Origin of the sequence: Pseudomonas canadensis (genome assembly GCF_030980095.1) — a bacterium.
In the GTDB taxonomy this organism is placed as follows: Bacteria; Pseudomonadota; Gammaproteobacteria; order Pseudomonadales; family Pseudomonadaceae; genus Aquipseudomonas; species Aquipseudomonas canadensis.
Genome location: NZ_CP133298.1, coordinates 5,907,583 through 5,923,737, shown reverse-complemented (window position 1 = coordinate 5,923,737; position 16,155 = coordinate 5,907,583). Strand labels below are relative to the sequence as shown.

Sequence of the window (16,155 nt, the reverse complement as noted above, 5' to 3'; positions counted from 1 at the left end):
GGTTCATGTGGGAGTGGGCTTGACCGCGATGCAGGCGGCGCGGTGTATCTGACGTACGGCGGTGATGCAATCGGGGGCAAGCCCCCTCCCACATTTAGTCCGATTTCAATCGGGCATTTGGGTGTCGGTCAGGTTTGCTTAGAGGTTAGAATCCCCGCCTAGCCCAGAGTATGTACTTATGTCCCAAGAGCTTTCCGCCGAACAGATCCAACAGGCCCTGCAAGGCATCAGCGTGCCGCCCCAACCGCAAATCATGGTGGATTTGCAGATGGAGCAATACATGCCTGACCCAGACCTGGAAGTGATCGCACGGTTGATCGCCCAAGACCCGGGCCTGTCCGGTGCATTGCTGAAGATCGTCAACTCGTCGTATTTCGGCCTGAGCAACAAGATCGCCTCGATCCAGCGCGCCGTGAACCTGCTGGGCAGCCGTTCGATCATCAACCTGATCAACGCGCTGTCGATCAAGGGCGAAATGAGCGACGACACCATCGTCACCCTCAACCGCTTCTGGGACACCGCGCAGGATGTGGCGATGACCTGCCTCACCCTGGCCAAGCGTACCGGCGCCCAGGCGGTGGACGAGGCTTATGCCCTGGGCCTGTTCCACGATTGCGGCGTGCCGCTGATGCTCAAGCGTTTCCCCAATTACATGTCGGTACTGGAGCAGGCCTACGCCAATGCCGGCCCCGACTGCCGCGTGGTCGACACCGAGAACAACGCGTTCAACACCAACCATGCCGTGGTCGGTTACTACACCGCCAAGTCCTGGCGCCTGCCGGAACATGTGACCGACGCCATCGCCAACCACCACAACGCCCTGGCGGTGTTCAGCGATGAGTCTTCGCGCAATTCTCAGCTAAAAAATCTGCTGGCGATCCTGAAGATGGCCGAGCACATCTGCTCGTCCTATCGCGTGCTGGGCAACCATGCGGTGGACCATGAGTGGAATGCCATCGGCCATCTGGTGCTGGACTACGTGGGCCTGTCGGACTACGACTTCGAAAGCATGAAGTTGTCGATCCGCGAGCTGGGCGCCCACTGACCCTTTCTTCAAGAGGTACACATGCCCGAGTTACCCGAAGTCGAAACCACCCGACGCGGCATCGCGCCACACCTGGAAGGCCAGCGGGTCAGCCGCGTGGTAGTGCGTGAACGGCGCCTGCGCTGGCCGATCCCGGAAGACCTCGATGTGCGCCTGTCCGGGCAGCGCATCGTGTTGGTGGAGCGGCGGGCCAAATACCTGCTGATCAATGCCGAAGTAGGCACCTTGATCAGCCATTTAGGCATGTCGGGCAACTTGCGACTGGTGGAGGTCGGCATGCCGGCGGCCAAACACGAGCATGTGGATATCGAGCTGGAATCGGGCATGGCCCTGCGCTACACCGACCCGCGGCGTTTCGGCGCCATGCTCTGGAGCCAGGACCCGCACAACCACGAGCTGTTGCTACGCCTGGGGCCGGAGCCGTTGACCGACCTGTTTGATGGCGAGCGCCTGTTCCAACTGTCCCGTGGCAAGTCGATGGCGGTGAAACCGTTCATCATGGATAACGCGGTGGTGGTGGGTGTGGGTAATATCTACGCGACGGAAGCGCTGTTTGCGGCGGGGATTGATCCGCGTCGGGCTGCTGGCGGCATTTCGCGCGGGCGTTACTTGAAGCTGGCGATTGAGATCAAACGCGTGCTGGCCGCTGCCATCGAGCGCGGCGGCACCACGTTGCGCGACTTTATCGGCGGGGACGGGCAGCCGGGGTATTTCCAGCAGGAACTGTTCGTCTACGGCCGGGGCGGCGAGGCATGCAAGGTCTGCGGGAGCGAGTTGCGCAATGTGGTGCTGGGGCAGCGCGCGAGTGTGTTTTGCCCTAAGTGCCAGAGCTGATCTTGTGTGATGGCTGATGCCGCCTTCGCGAGCAAGCCCGCTCCCACATTCGACCGCATTCTCATATTGGAACTCGGTCAACTGTGGGAGCGGGCTTGCTCGCGAAGAGGCCCTTAAGCCTTACCGGTAATCTTGCGGTACTTCTCCATCAGTTGCTCTTCTGTCTCCGGATGAGCCTCATCCAGCGGAATGCAATCCACCGGACAAACCTGTTGGCACTGCGGCTCGTCATAGTGGCCGACACACTGGGTGCACAGGTTGGGGTCGATCACGTAGATCTCTTCGCCCTGGGAAATTGCGGCGTTCGGGCACTCGGGTTCGCAGACGTCGCAGTTGATGCAATCGTCGGTGATGATCAGGGACATGGAAACTCCTGCCAGGGCTGTCAGCCAAGGCATCTGAAAACTAATGCGCGCAATTGTGCCGCATTGGCGCCCGCAGTGCGAGCAGGCGCCGATTGAACGGCGTTACTTCTTGAAGCGCAGCGTCAACGCATCTGCCACAGCCGGATGCACGAACTTGGTGATATCCCCGCCCAAAGCGGCGATTTCACGGACCAACGTCGAGGAAATGAACGAATAGCGTTCCGACGGGGTGAGGAACAGGCTTTCCACGTCCGGCGCCAGTTGGCGGTTCATGTTGGCCAGCTGGAATTCGTATTCGAAGTCCGACACCGCACGCAGGCCGCGCAGGAACACATTGGCGTTCTGTTCTTTGGCGAAATGCGCCAGCAGCGTCGAAAAGCCCACTACTTCGACGTTGGGCAGGTGCTTGGTGACCTCACGCGCCAGTTCCACGCGCTGTTCCAGGGGAAACAGCGGATTTTTCTTGGGGCTGGCTGCGACCGCGATGATCACATGGTCGAACAAGCGTGAGGCACGCTCGACCAGATCGCCATGGCCTTTGGTAATCGGGTCGAAGGTTCCTGGGTACAACACTCGGTTCATCGCGTCGTCCTGGCGGAGTCCGTTGGGGAACCGGATGGTATCGCAGCCATCCCGGTCGGCCAAGTCGACTTATGTAGATACATACCGCTAATCGCGCGTTTTTTCATGCCGTTTTCAGACGTTCGGCCAAAGCTGTCGCCAGTTGGGCAGTTAAACCGTACACCGATAATTGTGGGTTGGCCCCAATGCTGGTGGGGAATAAAGACCCGTCGTGGATCGACAGGTTGCGCAACTGGTGGTGGCGACCGAGGCTGTCGGCGACTGCATTTTTCGGATCCTCACCCATGGCACAACCGCCCATCACATGGGCACTGCCCAGACAGGTGCGGTGCAATTCCAGGTTGAGCTCCTCGATCATCGTTCGGGCTTCGCCCAGTGTTTTCACGTAGCGCGCATCGTGATGCAGCGGCTTGACCGACTGGGCGCCCGCGGCGAACTGGATCTCGGCCATGCTGTGGAACGCTCGGCGCAATCCATCCCAGGCGTAATCCGATACCTGGTAGTCGAGCACCGGCGTGCCATCACCGCGCAGCTCCACGCTGCCGCCCGGGCTGTCGGGGTGGAAACCATCGCGCAGCAGCGCCAGCATCGCGTGGGTATTGGGCAATTGGCTCATGTCCAAGGCGTTCTGAGTGCCATAACCGCCGAGCAACGTGCTGGCCAACGCAGGATGTAGAGGCGGTGCCTCCAGCTTGTAGGACATTTTGCCGGTGGTGCCGTCCTGCCACTGGAAATGGTCGGAATAGATCGATTGCGGCGCACCGTAGAACGGGTTGATCACCTCATCGAACAACCCGGCGGAGAAATTCACCAGGTGCAGGAAGGTGCGTTTGCCCAACCGTTTGTGCGGGTCGGGCGCATCCGAACGCATCAGCAGCGCCGGACTGTTGATGCCGCCGCCGGAGAGCACATAGTGCTTGGCCTTCACTGTGATTTTGCGGCCAGTCGGCGCCACGCACAGGTTATCCATGGCCACGCATTCCAGTCTGCTGATCGTGTCGCCGCTGTAGAGCAGACGTTCGGCGCGGGCCAGGTAGAGCAGTTCGCCGCCTTTTTCCAGGGTGGACGGGATTGTGGTCACCAGCATCGATTGCTTGGCATTGACCGGGCAACCCATGCCGCAATACCCCAGGTTGAAGCAACCACGCACGTTGCGTGGGATCACGTGCCAGCTGTAGCCGAGCTTCTCGCAGCCTTTGCGGATCACATCGTTGTTGGGGTTGGGCGGCAGGGCCCAGGGCGCGATGCCCAAGCGCTGCTCCATCTTTTCGAACCACGGCGCCATTTCGGCGCTGCTGTGGCCCTTCACCGCGTATTCGCTGGCCCAGTGGCTGAGGGTGGCGTCCGGCGTACGGAAGCTCGACGTCCAGTTGATCAGCGTCGTGCCGCCCACTGCACGGCCCTGCAGGATGGTGATCGCGCCATCCTTGCTCATGCGGCCGATGCCCTCCTGATACAGGCTGGTGTAGGCCTCGTCTTCCAACAGCTTGAAGTCGCTGCTGGTCTTGAGCGGGCCTTCTTCAATTAGCAGTACTTTGTAGCCGGCGGCGCTGAGGATTTCGGCGGTGGTGCCGCCACCGGCACCGCTGCCGATGATCGCCACATCGGCTTCCAGAGTCAGGTCGTTGTCGAGGGCGGCGCCATTGTGGGTTTTCCAGCCACGGGCCATGCCGTCGCGGAAGGGATCGGGTACGGGCATCAGGGTCGTCTCTAATTTTTATTGTGGGGGGAGGCGATTCAAATTTTCGGCGGCCCGGGGTAGCCGCAATGGGCCCAGGACGCCGGCTGGAAGTACCAGGCCATGATCACCAGCTTGAGCAGCGAGCCCTGGCCCATGCGCAGCAGGTTGAGGTAGCTGTTTTCCCAGCGCTGCAGAAAGTTGCGGATTTGCTCGCCGCTGGCGTTTTCCCAACTGCCCCAGATCCCGGTCAGCGGGCCACGGGTGATGGCCATGCCCAGCACGTCGAACAGTTGCTGGGTGAGCTTGAACATCTCCGGCGACAGGTGTTGCAGGCTGAAGTCGAGTTTCTTGAGGGTGTCTTCAACGCCGCTGGCAACTGCCTGGGCACTGGCCACACCTTCCAGCAGCACCGGGATCACGGCACGCAGGAACGGTAGATCACTGCTACGCAACATCACGAAACCGCTGGCCGGCGTGCTGCTGGAGCAACCGCTGAGACTGGCACCCAGCCCGGCGGTAGCCAGGAAGGCGCTGGCACACAGGCCGATTTTCAGGACGCCGCGCCGCGACAGCGCGGGTGTTTCAGTCAGGCTAGGGTTCATTGTTATTGTTATCCCGTGGGTGGCGGTTTCAGCGGACGAACAGCTTCTGGATCAACTTCTGGATCGATTTGCCGTAAGGCGGATAGATCAACTTCGCCGCGTTCAGGCGCTGTTTCACCAGCACGCCTTTGGCTTTGCTGAAGGTGAGGAAGCCTTCGTGGCCGTGGTAATGGCCCATGCCCGACGGGCCGATGCCGCCGAACGGCATGTCGTCCTGGGCCACATGCAGCAAGGTGTCGTTCAGGCAGACGCCGCCGGAATGGGTTTCGTGGAGCACACGATCCTGCTCGCCCTTGTTGTAGCCGAAGTAATACAGGGCCAGTGGGCGAGGGCGTTGGTTGATGTAGGCAAAGGCTTGGTCGATGCCGCGATAGGGCACGATCGGCAGCACTGGGCCGAAGATTTCGTCCTGCATCACGGTCATGTCATCGCTGACATTCAACAACAGGCTATGGGCCATGCGCCGCGCCTGGCCTTGGTCGTACAGCGGAATCAGGGTGGCGCCTTTGTCGGTGGCGTCCTTGACGTAGGCGTTGAGCCGGGCCAGTTGTCGTTCGTTGATGATCGCCGTGTAGTCCGGGTTGTCGACCAGGGTCGGATAAAACCCACGAACGGCTTGGGTATAGGCCTCGACAAAACCTTCGACGCGATCCTCCGGCACCAGCACGTAGTCGGGTGCCACGCAGGTTTGCCCAGCGTTCAGCGCTTTTCCGAAGGCGATGCGCTCGGCGGCGTCCTTGAGCGGCACGTCGGCGGACACGATGGCGGGCGACTTGCCACCCAATTCCAGGGTGACCGGCGTGAGGTGTTCGGCCGCCGCACGCATCACGTGCTTGCCAATGCTGGTGGCGCCGGTAAACAGCAGGTGATCGAAGGGCAGCTTGGAGAACGCCATGCCCACTTCGGCCTCACCCAGCACCACGCACACCAGGTCCTCGGGGAAGATCTTCGCCAGCAGCGCCTTGAGCAGCTCGCCGGTGGCGGGTGTCGATTCGCTGAGCTTGAGCATCACCCGGTTACCCGCCGCCAATGCACCGACCAACGGGCCGATAGCCAGGTACAACGGATAGTTCCAGGGCACGATCACGCCGACCACGCCCAGGGGTTGATAGATGACTTTGGCTGACGCGGGCTGGAAGGCAATGCCTACGGCGCGACGGGAAGGTTTCATCCAGCCCTTGAGGTGTTTGCTGGCGTAGTGAATGCCGTGCAGGCTGGGCATCAGTTCAGCGAACAGGGTTTCGTCCGCACTGCGGTGGCTGAAGTCCTGGCTGATCGCGTTGATGAGCGCCTGACGCTCATCGCTGAGCAGGTCACGCAGGGCCTTGAGCCATTGCTGACGTTGTGCGGCCGGCGACATCGGGTTGGCGGCGTAGGCACGGCGCTGGGTGTCGAATAGGCTCTGGAGCTGGTCCAGCGCCTGGGAATCTTGCAGGTAGGCAACGTTGGCAGACATGGCGGCGTTCCCGATTGTTATAGGTCTGCCTGGATTTTTAGAGTCATTGCTCTAAATTGTCAAATGTCATTACGCAGTTGCGGATTTATCCTCGCAAGATTAGGCCGTAAGATGCCCCATCACGTGTACAGAAGCTGATCCCCTATGGCACCACGAGTAAAGACCAGCGAGCGCATTGTGCAAACCAGCCTGGAGCTTTTTAACCAGCAGGGCGAGCGCAGCGTGAGCACCAACCACATTGCCGCCCATATGGAAATTTCGCCGGGCAACCTGTACTACCACTTCCCCAACAAGCAGGCGATCATCGCCGTGCTGTTTCGCGAATATGAAGCGCTGGTCGATAGTTTCCTGCGCCCGCCCCAAGGTCGCGCCGTTACTGTCGAAGACAAGCGTTTCTACCTGCAGGCCGTGTTGGCCGGCATGTGGCGCTACCGTTTCCTGCACCGCGACCTCGAACACCTGCTGGAAAGCGACCCGGAACTGGCCACCGGCTATCGGCGCTTCTCCCAGCGTTGCCTGACCCAGGGCGGGGCTATTTACCAAGGGTTCGTCGACGCCGGCATCCTCAATATGGACCCGGTGCAAACCGAAGCCCTGACCCTCAATGCCTGGATCATCCTCACCTCCTGGGTGCGTTTCCTGTGCACCACCAATGAAAACTCTGCCCATTTGAGCGCCGAGGCGATCAAGCGCGGGGTGTATCAGGTGCTGGTGCTGGAGGCTGGGTTTGTCACGCCCCAGGCCAAAGAGGCGGTAGATGCCTTGTTCAAAGAATTTTACGTGCCGTTGAATCAGGCATTGGAAGAAGTGAAGTAGGACCTTTCCCGAATCTGTTCATTAGGAGTCCGTCATGCCGCTTGCCCAACTGATCAGCCCCCAGCAACTGGCCGAGCGCCAGAAGGCCGGCGGGGTGGTGATCCTGGATTGCCGTTTTGCCTTGGAAGACCCGGACTACGGGCGTTGCAGCTATGCCGAAGGGCATATCGAAGGCGCGCAATACGCCGACCTGGAGCGACACCTCAGTGGCCCGGTGACCAAGGGCGTCACTGGACGTCACCCATTGCCGGCGGCGGACACCTTGGTTCAGCAATTGCGGGCCTGGGGGATCAGCGCAGATACCGATATTGTGCTGTATGACGACGGCCCCGGCGCCTATGCCGCCCGCGCCTGGTGGTTGCTGGCCTGGCTGGGCAAGCGCGATGGCGTGTTTATCCTGGATGGCGGCCTCAAGGCCTGGCACTCCGCCGGTTTCCCGCTGAGCCTGGACGCGCCGCTGGTTGAGCCTGGGACGTTCGCCGGTACGCCGGACAACCGCCTGCTGGTGGACGCCGAACACCTGCAAAAACGCTTGGCCCAGTCGGGTCTGACCCTGATCGACGCCCGCGCTCAAGCACGTTTTCGCGGCGAAGTGGAGCCGATCGACCCGATCGCCGGGCACATCCCTGGCGCGCAATGTGCGGCCTTCAACGAAAACCTGGGCGCCGATGGCCGCTTCCTTCCGGCTGAACAGCTCAAGCAGCGTTTCGCCGCCCAGTTGCAAGGTCGCTCGCCGGATGAGCTGGTGGCGTATTGCGGTTCCGGCGTGACGGCGTGCCACAACCTGTTCGCCCTGAGCCTGGCGGGTTATCCGTTGGGCAAGTTGTATGCGGGGTCGTGGAGCGAGTGGATTACCGATCCTGCGCGGGCAATCGCTACCGGCGACTGAGCACACCCCCGTAGGAGCCCGGCTTGCCGGCTCCTACAGGCGTGGCTTGGTTTGCGTCAGCAGCCAGGCGGGAATCCGTCGTTCCAGGTAATAGCTCGGCTGTTTGAGAGAACCATCGACAAAACCGACATGCCCACCCTTGGCCAGCAGCTCAAACTCCGTGCATGCCGACAATTCGCTCGTCTCAGGCAGGCTGTGGGCGAACACAAACGGGTCATCGGCAGCCTGGATGATCAGGGTGGGCGTGCGGATATCGCCCAGGTAATAACGGCTCGACGCGCGGCGGTAATAGTCCTCGGCACTCAGAAACCCGTGGAGCGGCGCAGTCACCCGGCCATCGAAATCCCAGAACGTACGCATCTTCTCCAGTGAGCCCAAGGCTTCCAGGGTTTTGAGCCCGTCTGCCCGACCATCTTGCAGAAAACGGCTCTGCTTGACGCGGATATACGCCAGCATCTCACGCATGAAATGCCTCTGATAAACCCGCGAGAAGCCCAGGCCAATGCGGTCCGCACATTGGTCCAGGCGAAACGGCACCGACACCGCCGCCGCGCCTTGCAGTCCCGATGCCGCGCCGGTTTCACCCAGATGCTTGAGCAGCACATTGCCGCCCAGCGAATAACCCACTGCATACAGCGGCGCCAACGGGCGCTTGGCGTGCAGATGGGCGATCGCTGCCGCGAGGTCTTCGCTGGCGCCCGAGTGATAGCTGCGCGCCAACAGATTCGGTTCGCCCGAGCAGCCACGCCAGTTCAACGCAGCGCTGGCCCAGCCTTGCGCAGCCAGGGCTTTTTGCAGGCCGGCCACGTAGGGCGAGTTGGATGAGCCGGTCAGCCCGTGCAGCACCAGCACCAACGGCGCTTGCGCGTCATGAGGGCCGTGCCAATCGAGGTCGAGGAAGTCGCCGTCGTCCAGCCAAAGGCGTTCGCGTTGGCGTTCGATGTGGGTGGTGGGACGCCACAACGGCCCCCACAGTGTTTGCAGGTGGGGGTTGCCGAGGCCGAAGGCGGGGGTGAACAGGTGGGTAGAAGGCTTCATGAAACTCTCTGCTCCAGGCACATTTAGCTGTGGCGAGGGAGCAAGCTCCCTCGCCACAACAAGCCCGCTCACCACAGTTTAAGCGGCGCTCTCGACCAGCCGATGCCACAACGCGTAATACACCCGCCCGGACTTCTGTTCCCGGTGCAGGCGCCAGCCTGCCGGCAGGCCCAGGGTCGAAGGCGCGGTCTCGCTCTCAGTGTAGATCCACGCATCCGGCGCCAGCCATTGGCGCTCTTCCAGCAGCGTGCACACGGTCGGCAGCAGGTTCTGGTTGAACGGTGGGTCGAGGAACACCACGTCGAACTGGCTGGCCGGCTGGGTTTCCAGGTAGCGCAGGGCGTCGGCGGTCTGGACCTGGCCGGTGGTGCAACGCAGGGTGCCAAGGTGTTCCTTGAGGCTGGAAACGGCCACGTTGCTGGCGTCCAGCGCCTGGCCCAGGGCGGCGCCACGGGACAGCGCCTCCAGGAACAACGCGCCACTGCCGGCAAACGGATCCAGCACTTTGGCACCGGCGATGTAGGGCGCGAGCCAGTTGAACAGGGTTTCACGTACGCGGTCCGGCGTCGGGCGCAGGCCTACGACGTCGGGGAAACTCAGCTTGCGGCTGCGCCATTCGCCGCCAATGATGCGCAGTTGGCCCACACCGTTATGCACGTTGTGGACAGGTTTTTTCGGGCGAGATGAACTGGCCATTAATGCTCCGGAACCCCGAGCGGCTGCTCGGCGGGTTTATCAGTGGGGGGCGGTAGTGGCTTTTGCGCAATCGTCGGGCCGGCGGTCACGATGACCATCTTGTCGGCGCTCAAGTGTTTGTTCATGGCAGCCTTGACCTGCTCTACGGTCAGGGCCTGGGATTGTTTCATGAAATCTTCCAGATAGGTCAGCGGCAGGTTGTAGAAACCCATCGCACCCAGCTGCCCGACGATATCGGCGTTGCTCGCGGTGGACAGCGGGAAGCTGCCGGCCAGCTCACGCTTGGCGTCATCCAGTTCCTTTTGCGTCGGGCCGTTGTCGAGGTAGTCCTTCACCACGTCTTCCACCAGGCGCAGGGTGCCGCCGCTCATTTCGGCGCGGGTCTGCAGTTGGATCATGAATGGGCCGCGTACCTGCATCGGTGAAAAGCCGGAGTACACACCGTAGGTGAGGCCGCGTTTTTCACGCACTTCGCTCATCAGTCGGGTGCCAAAACCACCGCCGCCGAGGATCTGGTTACCCAGGGACAGGGCTGCATAGTCCGGGTCTGCGCGGTCGATGCCCAGTTGCGCGAACAACAGGTGCGTCTGCTTGGAAGGGAATTCGATGCGGTTCAAGCCTGGCTTGGGTTCGGTCGGTTGGGCGATTTTCGGCAAGGCCGGGCCTTTAGGCAGCGAGGCGGAAATCTTGCCCGTCATGGCTTCGGCCTCGGCGCGGGTCAGGTCGCCCACCACCGCGATCACCGCGTTGCCGGCCGCATAGCCTTTGGCGTGGAATGCCTGCAACTGCGCCAGGGTAATCTTCGGAACGCTTTCTGGCGTGCCTTCGCTCGGGTGTGCGTAAGGGTGATCGCCGTACAAGCGCTTGAACAGCTCCAGACTCGCCAGCTTGCCGGGGTTCTGCTTCTGGTACTCGAAGCCGGCGAGGATCTGGTTCTTGATCCGCGCCAGGGAATCGGCGGGGAAGGTCGGCTTGCCGATCACCTGGTCAAACAGGCTCAGGGCGGCGTCACGTTTATCGCTGTCGCTGAGGCTGCGCAGGGACACCAGCGCCATGTCGCGGTACGCGCCGTTGCCAAAATCTGCGCCCAGGCCCTCGAAGTCACGGGCGATCTGGCTTACATCCTTGCCCGGCACGCCTTCGTTGAGCATGGCGTTGGTCATCAGCGCGAGGCCCGGCACGTTGCCATCCTGGCTGCTGCCGGCGGCGAACAGGATGCGCACGTCGAACATCGGCAGTTCATGGGCTTCGACGAACAGCACCTTGGCGCCTTCGGCAGTGTTCCAGGTTTGTACGTCGAGCTTGCGGTTGGTCGGTGCCTTGTCGTCCAGCTCTGCCAGGGATTGCAGCTTGTTGCTCGACTGGGCTTTTTCCAGTGCCGGGCTGGCGACGGAGTCACTCGGGCGCAGGAAATACACGGCGCTGGCGGCGATCAGGGTGACGACGATCAGGCCGGGGAAGATCAGGCGGCTGCTTTTGCGATCACTCATGAGCGGTCTCCAGAGGCAAGACATGGGCGACGCTGAGACGTTCGCGGGTGAAATAGGTGCGCGCGGCTTTCTGGATATCTTCCGGGGTCACGCTTTGCAGGTCGGCCAGTTCCGTGTCCATCAGTTTCCAGGACAGGCCCACGGTCTCCAGGGAGCCAATGGCTGTGGCCTGGCTGGTAATGGAGTCACGCTGGTAGACCAGGCCCGCAATCACCTGGGCGCGGATGCGTTCCAGTTCTTCGGCGGTCGGCGGCTTGGCCTTCAGCTCTTCCAGCAGGCGCCACAGGCCAGCTTCGGCTTGGGCGACGGTCTTTTTCTTCTGCTGGTTGGGGGTGGCGGTCAGCATGAACAGGGTGTCGCCACGGGTGTAGGCGTCGTAGTTGGTGGAGGCAGCGGAAACCAGCTCTTCACCGCGTTCCAACTGCTCGGAGATCCGTGCGCTGTAGCCGCCGTCCAGCAAAGCCGAGATCAGGCGCAGGGCCTGTACCGAGCGTTTGTCTTCGGCGGTGGCCAGGCTTGGCACGTTGAAGCCCAGGATCACGCTCGGCAGTTGGGTCTGCACTTTCATGGTCAGCAGGCGCTCGCCGGGCTCGGCCAATTCCATCGGGATCTTGGCCGGTGGCACGTCACGCTTGGGAATCGGGCCAAAGTAGCGCTGGGCCAAGTTTTTCACTTCGTCCGGGGTGACGTCGCCGACCACCACCAACGTGGCATTGTTCGGCACGTACCAGGATTGGTACCAGTGGCGCAGCTCTTCGACCTTCATGCGGTCCAGGTCGGCCATCCAGCCGATGGTCGGCGTGTGGTAGCCGCTGGCCGGGAAGGCCATGGCCTTGAAGCGCTCGTAGGCCTTGGACATCGGGTTATCGTCGGTGCGCAGGCGGCGCTCCTCTTTGATGACCTCGATTTCGCGACTGAACTCGTCGGCCGGCAGGCGCAGGCTGGCCATGCGGTCGGCTTCCAGCTCGAAGGCCACGCCCAGGCGATCACGGGCCAGCACTTGGTAGTAAGCGGTGTAGTCATCGCTGGTGAAAGCGTTCTCTTCGGCGCCCAGGTCGCGCAGGATCAGCGAGGCTTCGCCGGGGCCGACCTTGGCGCTGCCCTTGAACATCATGTGCTCCAGGGCGTGGGACAAACCGGTCTGGCCCGGGGTTTCGTAGCTCGAACCGACCTTGTACCAGACCTGGGAAACCACCACGGGCGCACGATGATCTTCGCGCACGACGACCTTGAGGCCGTTGTCCAGGGTGAATTCGTGGGTGGGTTGTGGGTCGGCAGCCAAGGCTGAAAAAGGCAGACAAACTGTGCTGAACAGCAGGCCTGCGGCGCGGCGGGCTAGAGCATTCATTCGTTTTTAAACCTGTTGGGCTGCCCGCTTGGTCTTAGCGTCGGCGGGCGAGGAGGTGCTAGGATACTGATCCGACTGAGTGACGGCCACTGCGGCTGTCTTGTTGAGGCCCTATTTTGGCCTTCAAAATGTTGCGCATGAACGAGCTGGCTAAAAAACAGTCTGTTACGCATCGAATTTTATTTACCGACGCGCCTACTGGCGCGTCGCTACCTTGAGATAGCCGTCTCCATGTTTGGTTCCAACGACGACAAGAAGACCCCAGCTGCGGCTGGCGAGAAAAAAGGCCTGTTCGGATGGCTGCGCAAAAAGCCGCAGGAAACCGTCGACGAACAGCCGCCGGTTCAGCCTGAACCTATCCCTGAGCCAATAGTAGAAGCCGAGCCGGTTGCCGAAACCCCGGAGCCGGTGGTTTTGACGATGGCCGAGCCGGTGTTGCAGCCGGTGGTCGAAGCTGAGCCAGAGCCAGAACACAAGGCGTGGCCGGAACTGCCGGTGGCCGAAGAGCCCGTGGCACTGGTTGAGGATGTGCAGGCTGAGCACGTGACTCCGCCCATTCCGGCTGTGGTCGAGGTCGCTGCGCCTGCGGTTATCGAGCCAGAACCCGTAGTGGCTGCCGTCGAAACCAACAAGACCGGCTTCTTTGCCCGCCTCAAGCAAGGCCTGAGCAAGACCAGTGCCAGCATTGGCGAAGGCATGGCCAGCCTGTTCCTCGGCAAAAAAGTCATCGATGACGAACTGCTGGAAGACATCGAAACCCGCCTGCTCACCGCCGACGTTGGCGTCGAAGCCACCGCCGTGATCATCCAGAGCCTCACCCAGAAGGTCGCGCGCAAGCAACTGACTGATGCCGACGCGCTGTACAAATCCCTGCAGGCCGAACTGGCGGCGATGTTAAAGCCGGTGGAAGCACCGCTGGTGATCACCCCGAACAAGCCATTCGTGATCCTGGTGGTGGGCGTCAACGGCGCCGGCAAGACCACCACCATCGGCAAGCTGGCCAAAAAGCTGCAGTCCGAAGGCAAGAAGGTCATGCTGGCGGCGGGTGACACCTTCCGTGCCGCCGCAGTTGAACAACTGCAGGTCTGGGGCGAGCGCAATAAAATCCCGGTCATCGCCCAGCACACCGGCGCCGATTCCGCCTCGGTGATCTTCGATGCCGTGCAAGCCGCCAAGGCCCGCAACATTGATGTGCTGATCGCCGATACCGCCGGTCGCCTGCACACCAAAGACAATTTGATGGAAGAGCTGAAAAAGGTTCGCCGCGTGATCGGCAAGCTCGACGCAGACGCCCCGCACGAGGTCCTGTTGGTGCTGGACGCCGGTACGGGCCAGAACGCTATCAGCCAGGCCAAGCAATTCAACCAGACGGTGCAACTGACCGGCCTGGCATTGACTAAGCTCGACGGCACGGCCAAGGGCGGCGTGATCTTCGCCCTGGCCAAACAGTTCGGGTTGCCGATTCGTTATATCGGCGTCGGTGAAGGCATCGACGATCTGCGCACCTTTGAAGCCGAACCCTTTGTACAGGCACTGTTTGCCGAGCGGGAGCGTTCATGATTCGATTCGAGCAGGTTGGTAAACGCTATGCCAACGGGCATGTGGGCTTGCATGAGCTGAGCTTTCGGGTGCGTCGCGGCGAGTTTCTGTTTGTAACCGGCCACTCCGGCGCCGGCAAAAGTACCCTGTTGCGCCTGCTGCTGGCCATGGAGCGCCCGACCACCGGCAAACTGCTGCTGGCCGGGCAGGACCTGGCAACCATCAGCAATGCGCAGATCCCGTTCCTGCGCCGGCAGATCGGCGTGGTGTTCCAGAATCACCAACTGCTGTTTGATCGCACCGTGTTCAACAACGTGGCGCTGCCGTTGCAGATCCTCGGGCTGTCCAAGGCCGAGACCGTCAAGCGCGTGGATTCGGCCTTGGAGCGCGTGGCGCTGTCGGACAAGACCGACCTGTACCCCGGCGACCTCTCCACCGGCCAGCAACAGCGCGTTGGCATCGCCCGCGCCATCGTCCACCGCCCGGCCTTGCTGCTGGCGGACGAACCTACCGGTAACCTCGACCCGCGCCTGGCGGCCGAGATCATGGGCGTGTTCGAAGACATCAACCGCCTGGGCACCAGCGTGCTGATCGCCAGTCACGACTTGGCGCTGATCGCCCGCATGCGCCATCGCATGCTGACCCTGCAGCGCGGCCGCCTGATCGGTGACGGGGAGGCCGGCGTATGAGTGCGACACGCAGCCCTAAAGTCTCCGAGCGCGTGGCGCCGAAACCGGCCGACCCGCAACCGCAGAAGAAAAAACACGATCATGATGACGACGGCCCGGACTTCAGCACCTTGCTGCGCGCCTGGATCGAAAGCCATCGCGCCAGCCTGGTCGACAGCCTGCGCCGCTTGGGCAAGCAGCCGATTGGCAGCTTTTTCACCTGCCTGGTGATGGCGGTGGCCCTGAGCCTGCCGATGGGTTTGTCGTTGCTGCTGAATAATGTGGAGCGCCTCGGCGGTTCCTGGCAGCGCGCGGCGCAGATCTCGCTGTACCTGAACATCGACGCCAGCGCCAAAGACGGCGAAGCGTTGCGCGACGACATCAAGAACATCCCAGGTGTGGCGGATGCCGAGTACATCAGCCGCGACCAGGCCCTTGAAGAGTTCCAGCAACAATCCGGCCTGGGCGAGGCGCTTAAAGAGCTGCCGCAGAACCCGCTGCCGGGCGTGGTACTGGTGACGCCGAATGAAGTCGACAAGCCGGCGCTGGAAGCCCTGCGACAAAAACTCGCAGAGATGCCCAAGGTGCAGCAGGCGCAACTTGATCTAGTCTGGGTAGAGCGCCTTGCGGCGATCCTCAAGCTGGGCGACCGGTTTGTGTTCGGTTTGACGGTGCTGTTGGTGTCTGCATTACTTTTGGTGATAGGTAATACCATTCGTCTTCATATTGAAAACCGTCGCACCGAGATAGAAGTGATTAAACTGGTCGGCGGCACGGACAGCTATGTGCGTCGTCCTTTTCTGTACATGGGCGCGCTTTATGGCTTTGGTGCCGGGGTTTTGTCCTGGGGCGTGCTGGCATTCGGCCTGGACTGGCTGAACGACGCGGTGGTCGGGCTGGCCGGACTCTACGGCAGTGATTTCGCGCTGGCCGGCGTTCCGGTAGCCGATGGTCTGAGTCTCTTGCTTGGCGCGGTATTGTTGGGGTATATCGGTGCGTGGATTGCGGTCGCTCGTCATTTACGCGAGTTGGCACCGAAGTAGTTAATGTCAGATTAATGTGGTTTCGTTTGTATTGACCGTATTGGTGGTTTAGGGAACTTGTCC

At 61.7% G+C, this 16,155-nt stretch carries 16 protein-coding genes; 7 read left to right on the top strand and 9 right to left on the bottom strand.

Features of this window, described 5'->3' with window-relative positions; all coding sequences use genetic code 11:
* The first annotated feature begins 232 nt into the window (after positions 1-232).
* Positions 233-1,045, top strand: a complete 813-nt coding sequence (locus RB216_RS27655; protein WP_174890972.1) for an HDOD domain-containing protein — start codon at positions 233-235, stop codon at positions 1,043-1,045.
* 21 nt (positions 1,046-1,066) lie between these two features.
* A complete protein-coding gene (mutM, locus tag RB216_RS27650) occupies positions 1,067-1,879 on the top strand; it encodes a bifunctional DNA-formamidopyrimidine glycosylase/DNA-(apurinic or apyrimidinic site) lyase (protein ID WP_028618324.1) in 813 nt (270 codons plus the stop codon).
* Positions 1,880-1,992: 113 nt separating this feature from the next.
* Here the strand turns inward: mutM and RB216_RS27645 are convergent, their stop codons facing one another.
* The 5 genes from RB216_RS27645 to RB216_RS27625 all read right to left on the bottom strand — a co-directional run bounded on the left by RB216_RS27645 (position 1,993) and on the right by RB216_RS27625 (position 6,565).
* Positions 1,993-2,244: a YfhL family 4Fe-4S dicluster ferredoxin gene (locus tag RB216_RS27645; protein WP_003195146.1), complete on the bottom strand. Its 252-nt coding sequence runs from the start codon at positions 2,242-2,244 to the stop codon at positions 1,993-1,995.
* A gap of 102 nt (positions 2,245-2,346) precedes the next feature.
* Complete coding sequence (coaD, locus tag RB216_RS27640; protein ID WP_003176711.1) at positions 2,347-2,826, bottom strand: pantetheine-phosphate adenylyltransferase; 480 nt, start codon at positions 2,824-2,826, stop codon at positions 2,347-2,349.
* A 103-nt stretch (positions 2,827-2,929) separates the two neighbouring features.
* Positions 2,930-4,525 carry a GMC family oxidoreductase gene (locus RB216_RS27635; protein WP_308908104.1) on the bottom strand — a complete coding sequence of 532 codons (1,596 nt, stop codon included), beginning with the start codon at positions 4,523-4,525 and terminating at the stop codon, positions 2,930-2,932.
* A gap of 38 nt (positions 4,526-4,563) precedes the next feature.
* Positions 4,564-5,109: a hypothetical protein gene (locus tag RB216_RS27630; protein WP_028618322.1), complete on the bottom strand. Its 546-nt coding sequence runs from the start codon at positions 5,107-5,109 to the stop codon at positions 4,564-4,566.
* A gap of 28 nt (positions 5,110-5,137) precedes the next feature.
* Positions 5,138-6,565 carry a coniferyl aldehyde dehydrogenase gene (locus RB216_RS27625; RefSeq protein WP_308908103.1) on the bottom strand — a complete coding sequence of 476 codons (1,428 nt, stop codon included), beginning with the start codon at positions 6,563-6,565 and terminating at the stop codon, positions 5,138-5,140.
* A gap of 144 nt (positions 6,566-6,709) precedes the next feature.
* Here RB216_RS27625 and RB216_RS27620 point away from each other — a divergent pair, with 144 nt between their 5' ends.
* Positions 6,710-7,381: a TetR/AcrR family transcriptional regulator gene (locus RB216_RS27620; protein WP_016976019.1), complete on the top strand. Its 672-nt coding sequence runs from the start codon at positions 6,710-6,712 to the stop codon at positions 7,379-7,381.
* Between the two features lie 34 nt (positions 7,382-7,415).
* Complete coding sequence (locus RB216_RS27615) at positions 7,416-8,270, top strand: sulfurtransferase (protein ID WP_028618320.1); 855 nt, start codon at positions 7,416-7,418, stop codon at positions 8,268-8,270.
* 33 nt (positions 8,271-8,303) lie between these two features.
* Here RB216_RS27615 and RB216_RS27610 read toward each other — a convergent pair whose 3' ends face one another.
* The 4 genes from RB216_RS27610 to RB216_RS27595 all read right to left on the bottom strand — a co-directional run bounded on the left by RB216_RS27610 (position 8,304) and on the right by RB216_RS27595 (position 12,842).
* Positions 8,304-9,308, bottom strand: coding sequence for a hydrolase (locus tag RB216_RS27610; RefSeq protein WP_308908102.1), 1,005 nt, complete (start codon positions 9,306-9,308; stop codon positions 8,304-8,306).
* Between the two features lie 78 nt (positions 9,309-9,386).
* Positions 9,387-10,004: a 16S rRNA (guanine(966)-N(2))-methyltransferase RsmD gene (gene rsmD, locus RB216_RS27605; protein WP_068934024.1), complete on the bottom strand. Its 618-nt coding sequence runs from the start codon at positions 10,002-10,004 to the stop codon at positions 9,387-9,389.
* Entirely contained in the window at positions 10,004-11,494 is a 1,491-nt protein-coding gene (locus RB216_RS27600) for a M16 family metallopeptidase (protein ID WP_236317442.1), read from the bottom strand. The genes rsmD and RB216_RS27600 overlap by 1 nt, the downstream gene beginning before the upstream one ends.
* Positions 11,487-12,842, bottom strand: coding sequence for a M16 family metallopeptidase (locus RB216_RS27595; RefSeq protein ID WP_308908101.1), 1,356 nt, complete (start codon positions 12,840-12,842; stop codon positions 11,487-11,489). Before RB216_RS27595 ends, RB216_RS27600 begins: the two co-directional genes overlap by 8 nt.
* Before the next feature lie 231 nt (positions 12,843-13,073).
* Here RB216_RS27595 and ftsY point away from each other — a divergent pair, with 231 nt between their 5' ends.
* From ftsY to ftsX, 3 genes are read left to right on the top strand one after another with little or no spacing between them, the layout of a single operon-like run.
* The gene (gene ftsY, locus RB216_RS27590; RefSeq protein WP_308908100.1) at positions 13,074-14,402 is read left to right on the top strand and encodes a signal recognition particle-docking protein FtsY; all 1,329 of its coding nucleotides are present in this window, start codon (positions 13,074-13,076) and stop codon (positions 14,400-14,402) included.
* Positions 14,399-15,070 (top strand): cell division ATP-binding protein FtsE, encoded by a 672-nt coding sequence (gene ftsE, locus RB216_RS27585; protein WP_308908099.1) that lies wholly within the window; start codon positions 14,399-14,401, stop codon positions 15,068-15,070. Before ftsY ends, ftsE begins: the two co-directional genes overlap by 4 nt.
* Positions 15,067-16,092: a permease-like cell division protein FtsX gene (ftsX, locus tag RB216_RS27580; RefSeq protein ID WP_028618314.1), complete on the top strand. Its 1,026-nt coding sequence runs from the start codon at positions 15,067-15,069 to the stop codon at positions 16,090-16,092. Before ftsE ends, ftsX begins: the two co-directional genes overlap by 4 nt.
* The last annotated feature ends 63 nt before the right edge of the window (positions 16,093-16,155 follow it).

Excerpts from the sequence above, each read along its gene's own strand:
- RB216_RS27600 (WP_236317442.1), bottom strand. The coding sequence starts at position 11,494 with ATGAGTGATCGCAAAAGCAGCCGCCTGATCTTCCCCGGCCTGATCGTC.
- RB216_RS27595 (WP_308908101.1), bottom strand. The coding sequence starts at position 12,842 with ATGAATGCTCTAGCCCGCCGCGCCGCAGGCCTGCTGTTCAGCACAGTT.
- RB216_RS27635 (WP_308908104.1), bottom strand. The coding sequence starts at position 4,525 with ATGCCCGTACCCGATCCCTTCCGCGACGGCATGGCCCGTGGCTGGAAA.
- mutM (WP_028618324.1), top strand. The coding sequence starts at position 1,067 with ATGCCCGAGTTACCCGAAGTCGAAACCACCCGACGCGGCATCGCGCCA.
- RB216_RS27610 (WP_308908102.1), bottom strand. The coding sequence starts at position 9,308 with ATGAAGCCTTCTACCCACCTGTTCACCCCCGCCTTCGGCCTCGGCAAC.
- RB216_RS27630 (WP_028618322.1), bottom strand. The coding sequence starts at position 5,109 with ATGAACCCTAGCCTGACTGAAACACCCGCGCTGTCGCGGCGCGGCGTC.
- ftsX (WP_028618314.1), top strand. The coding sequence starts at position 15,067 with ATGAGTGCGACACGCAGCCCTAAAGTCTCCGAGCGCGTGGCGCCGAAA.
- RB216_RS27625 (WP_308908103.1), bottom strand. The coding sequence starts at position 6,565 with ATGTCTGCCAACGTTGCCTACCTGCAAGATTCCCAGGCGCTGGACCAG.
- ftsY (WP_308908100.1), top strand. The coding sequence starts at position 13,074 with ATGTTTGGTTCCAACGACGACAAGAAGACCCCAGCTGCGGCTGGCGAG.
- RB216_RS27620 (WP_016976019.1), top strand. The coding sequence starts at position 6,710 with ATGGCACCACGAGTAAAGACCAGCGAGCGCATTGTGCAAACCAGCCTG.
- ftsE (WP_308908099.1), top strand. The coding sequence starts at position 14,399 with ATGATTCGATTCGAGCAGGTTGGTAAACGCTATGCCAACGGGCATGTG.
- RB216_RS27615 (WP_028618320.1), top strand. The coding sequence starts at position 7,416 with ATGCCGCTTGCCCAACTGATCAGCCCCCAGCAACTGGCCGAGCGCCAG.
- coaD (WP_003176711.1), bottom strand. The coding sequence starts at position 2,826 with ATGAACCGAGTGTTGTACCCAGGAACCTTCGACCCGATTACCAAAGGC.
- RB216_RS27645 (WP_003195146.1), bottom strand. The coding sequence starts at position 2,244 with ATGTCCCTGATCATCACCGACGATTGCATCAACTGCGACGTCTGCGAA.
- rsmD (WP_068934024.1), bottom strand. The coding sequence starts at position 10,004 with ATGGCCAGTTCATCTCGCCCGAAAAAACCTGTCCACAACGTGCATAAC.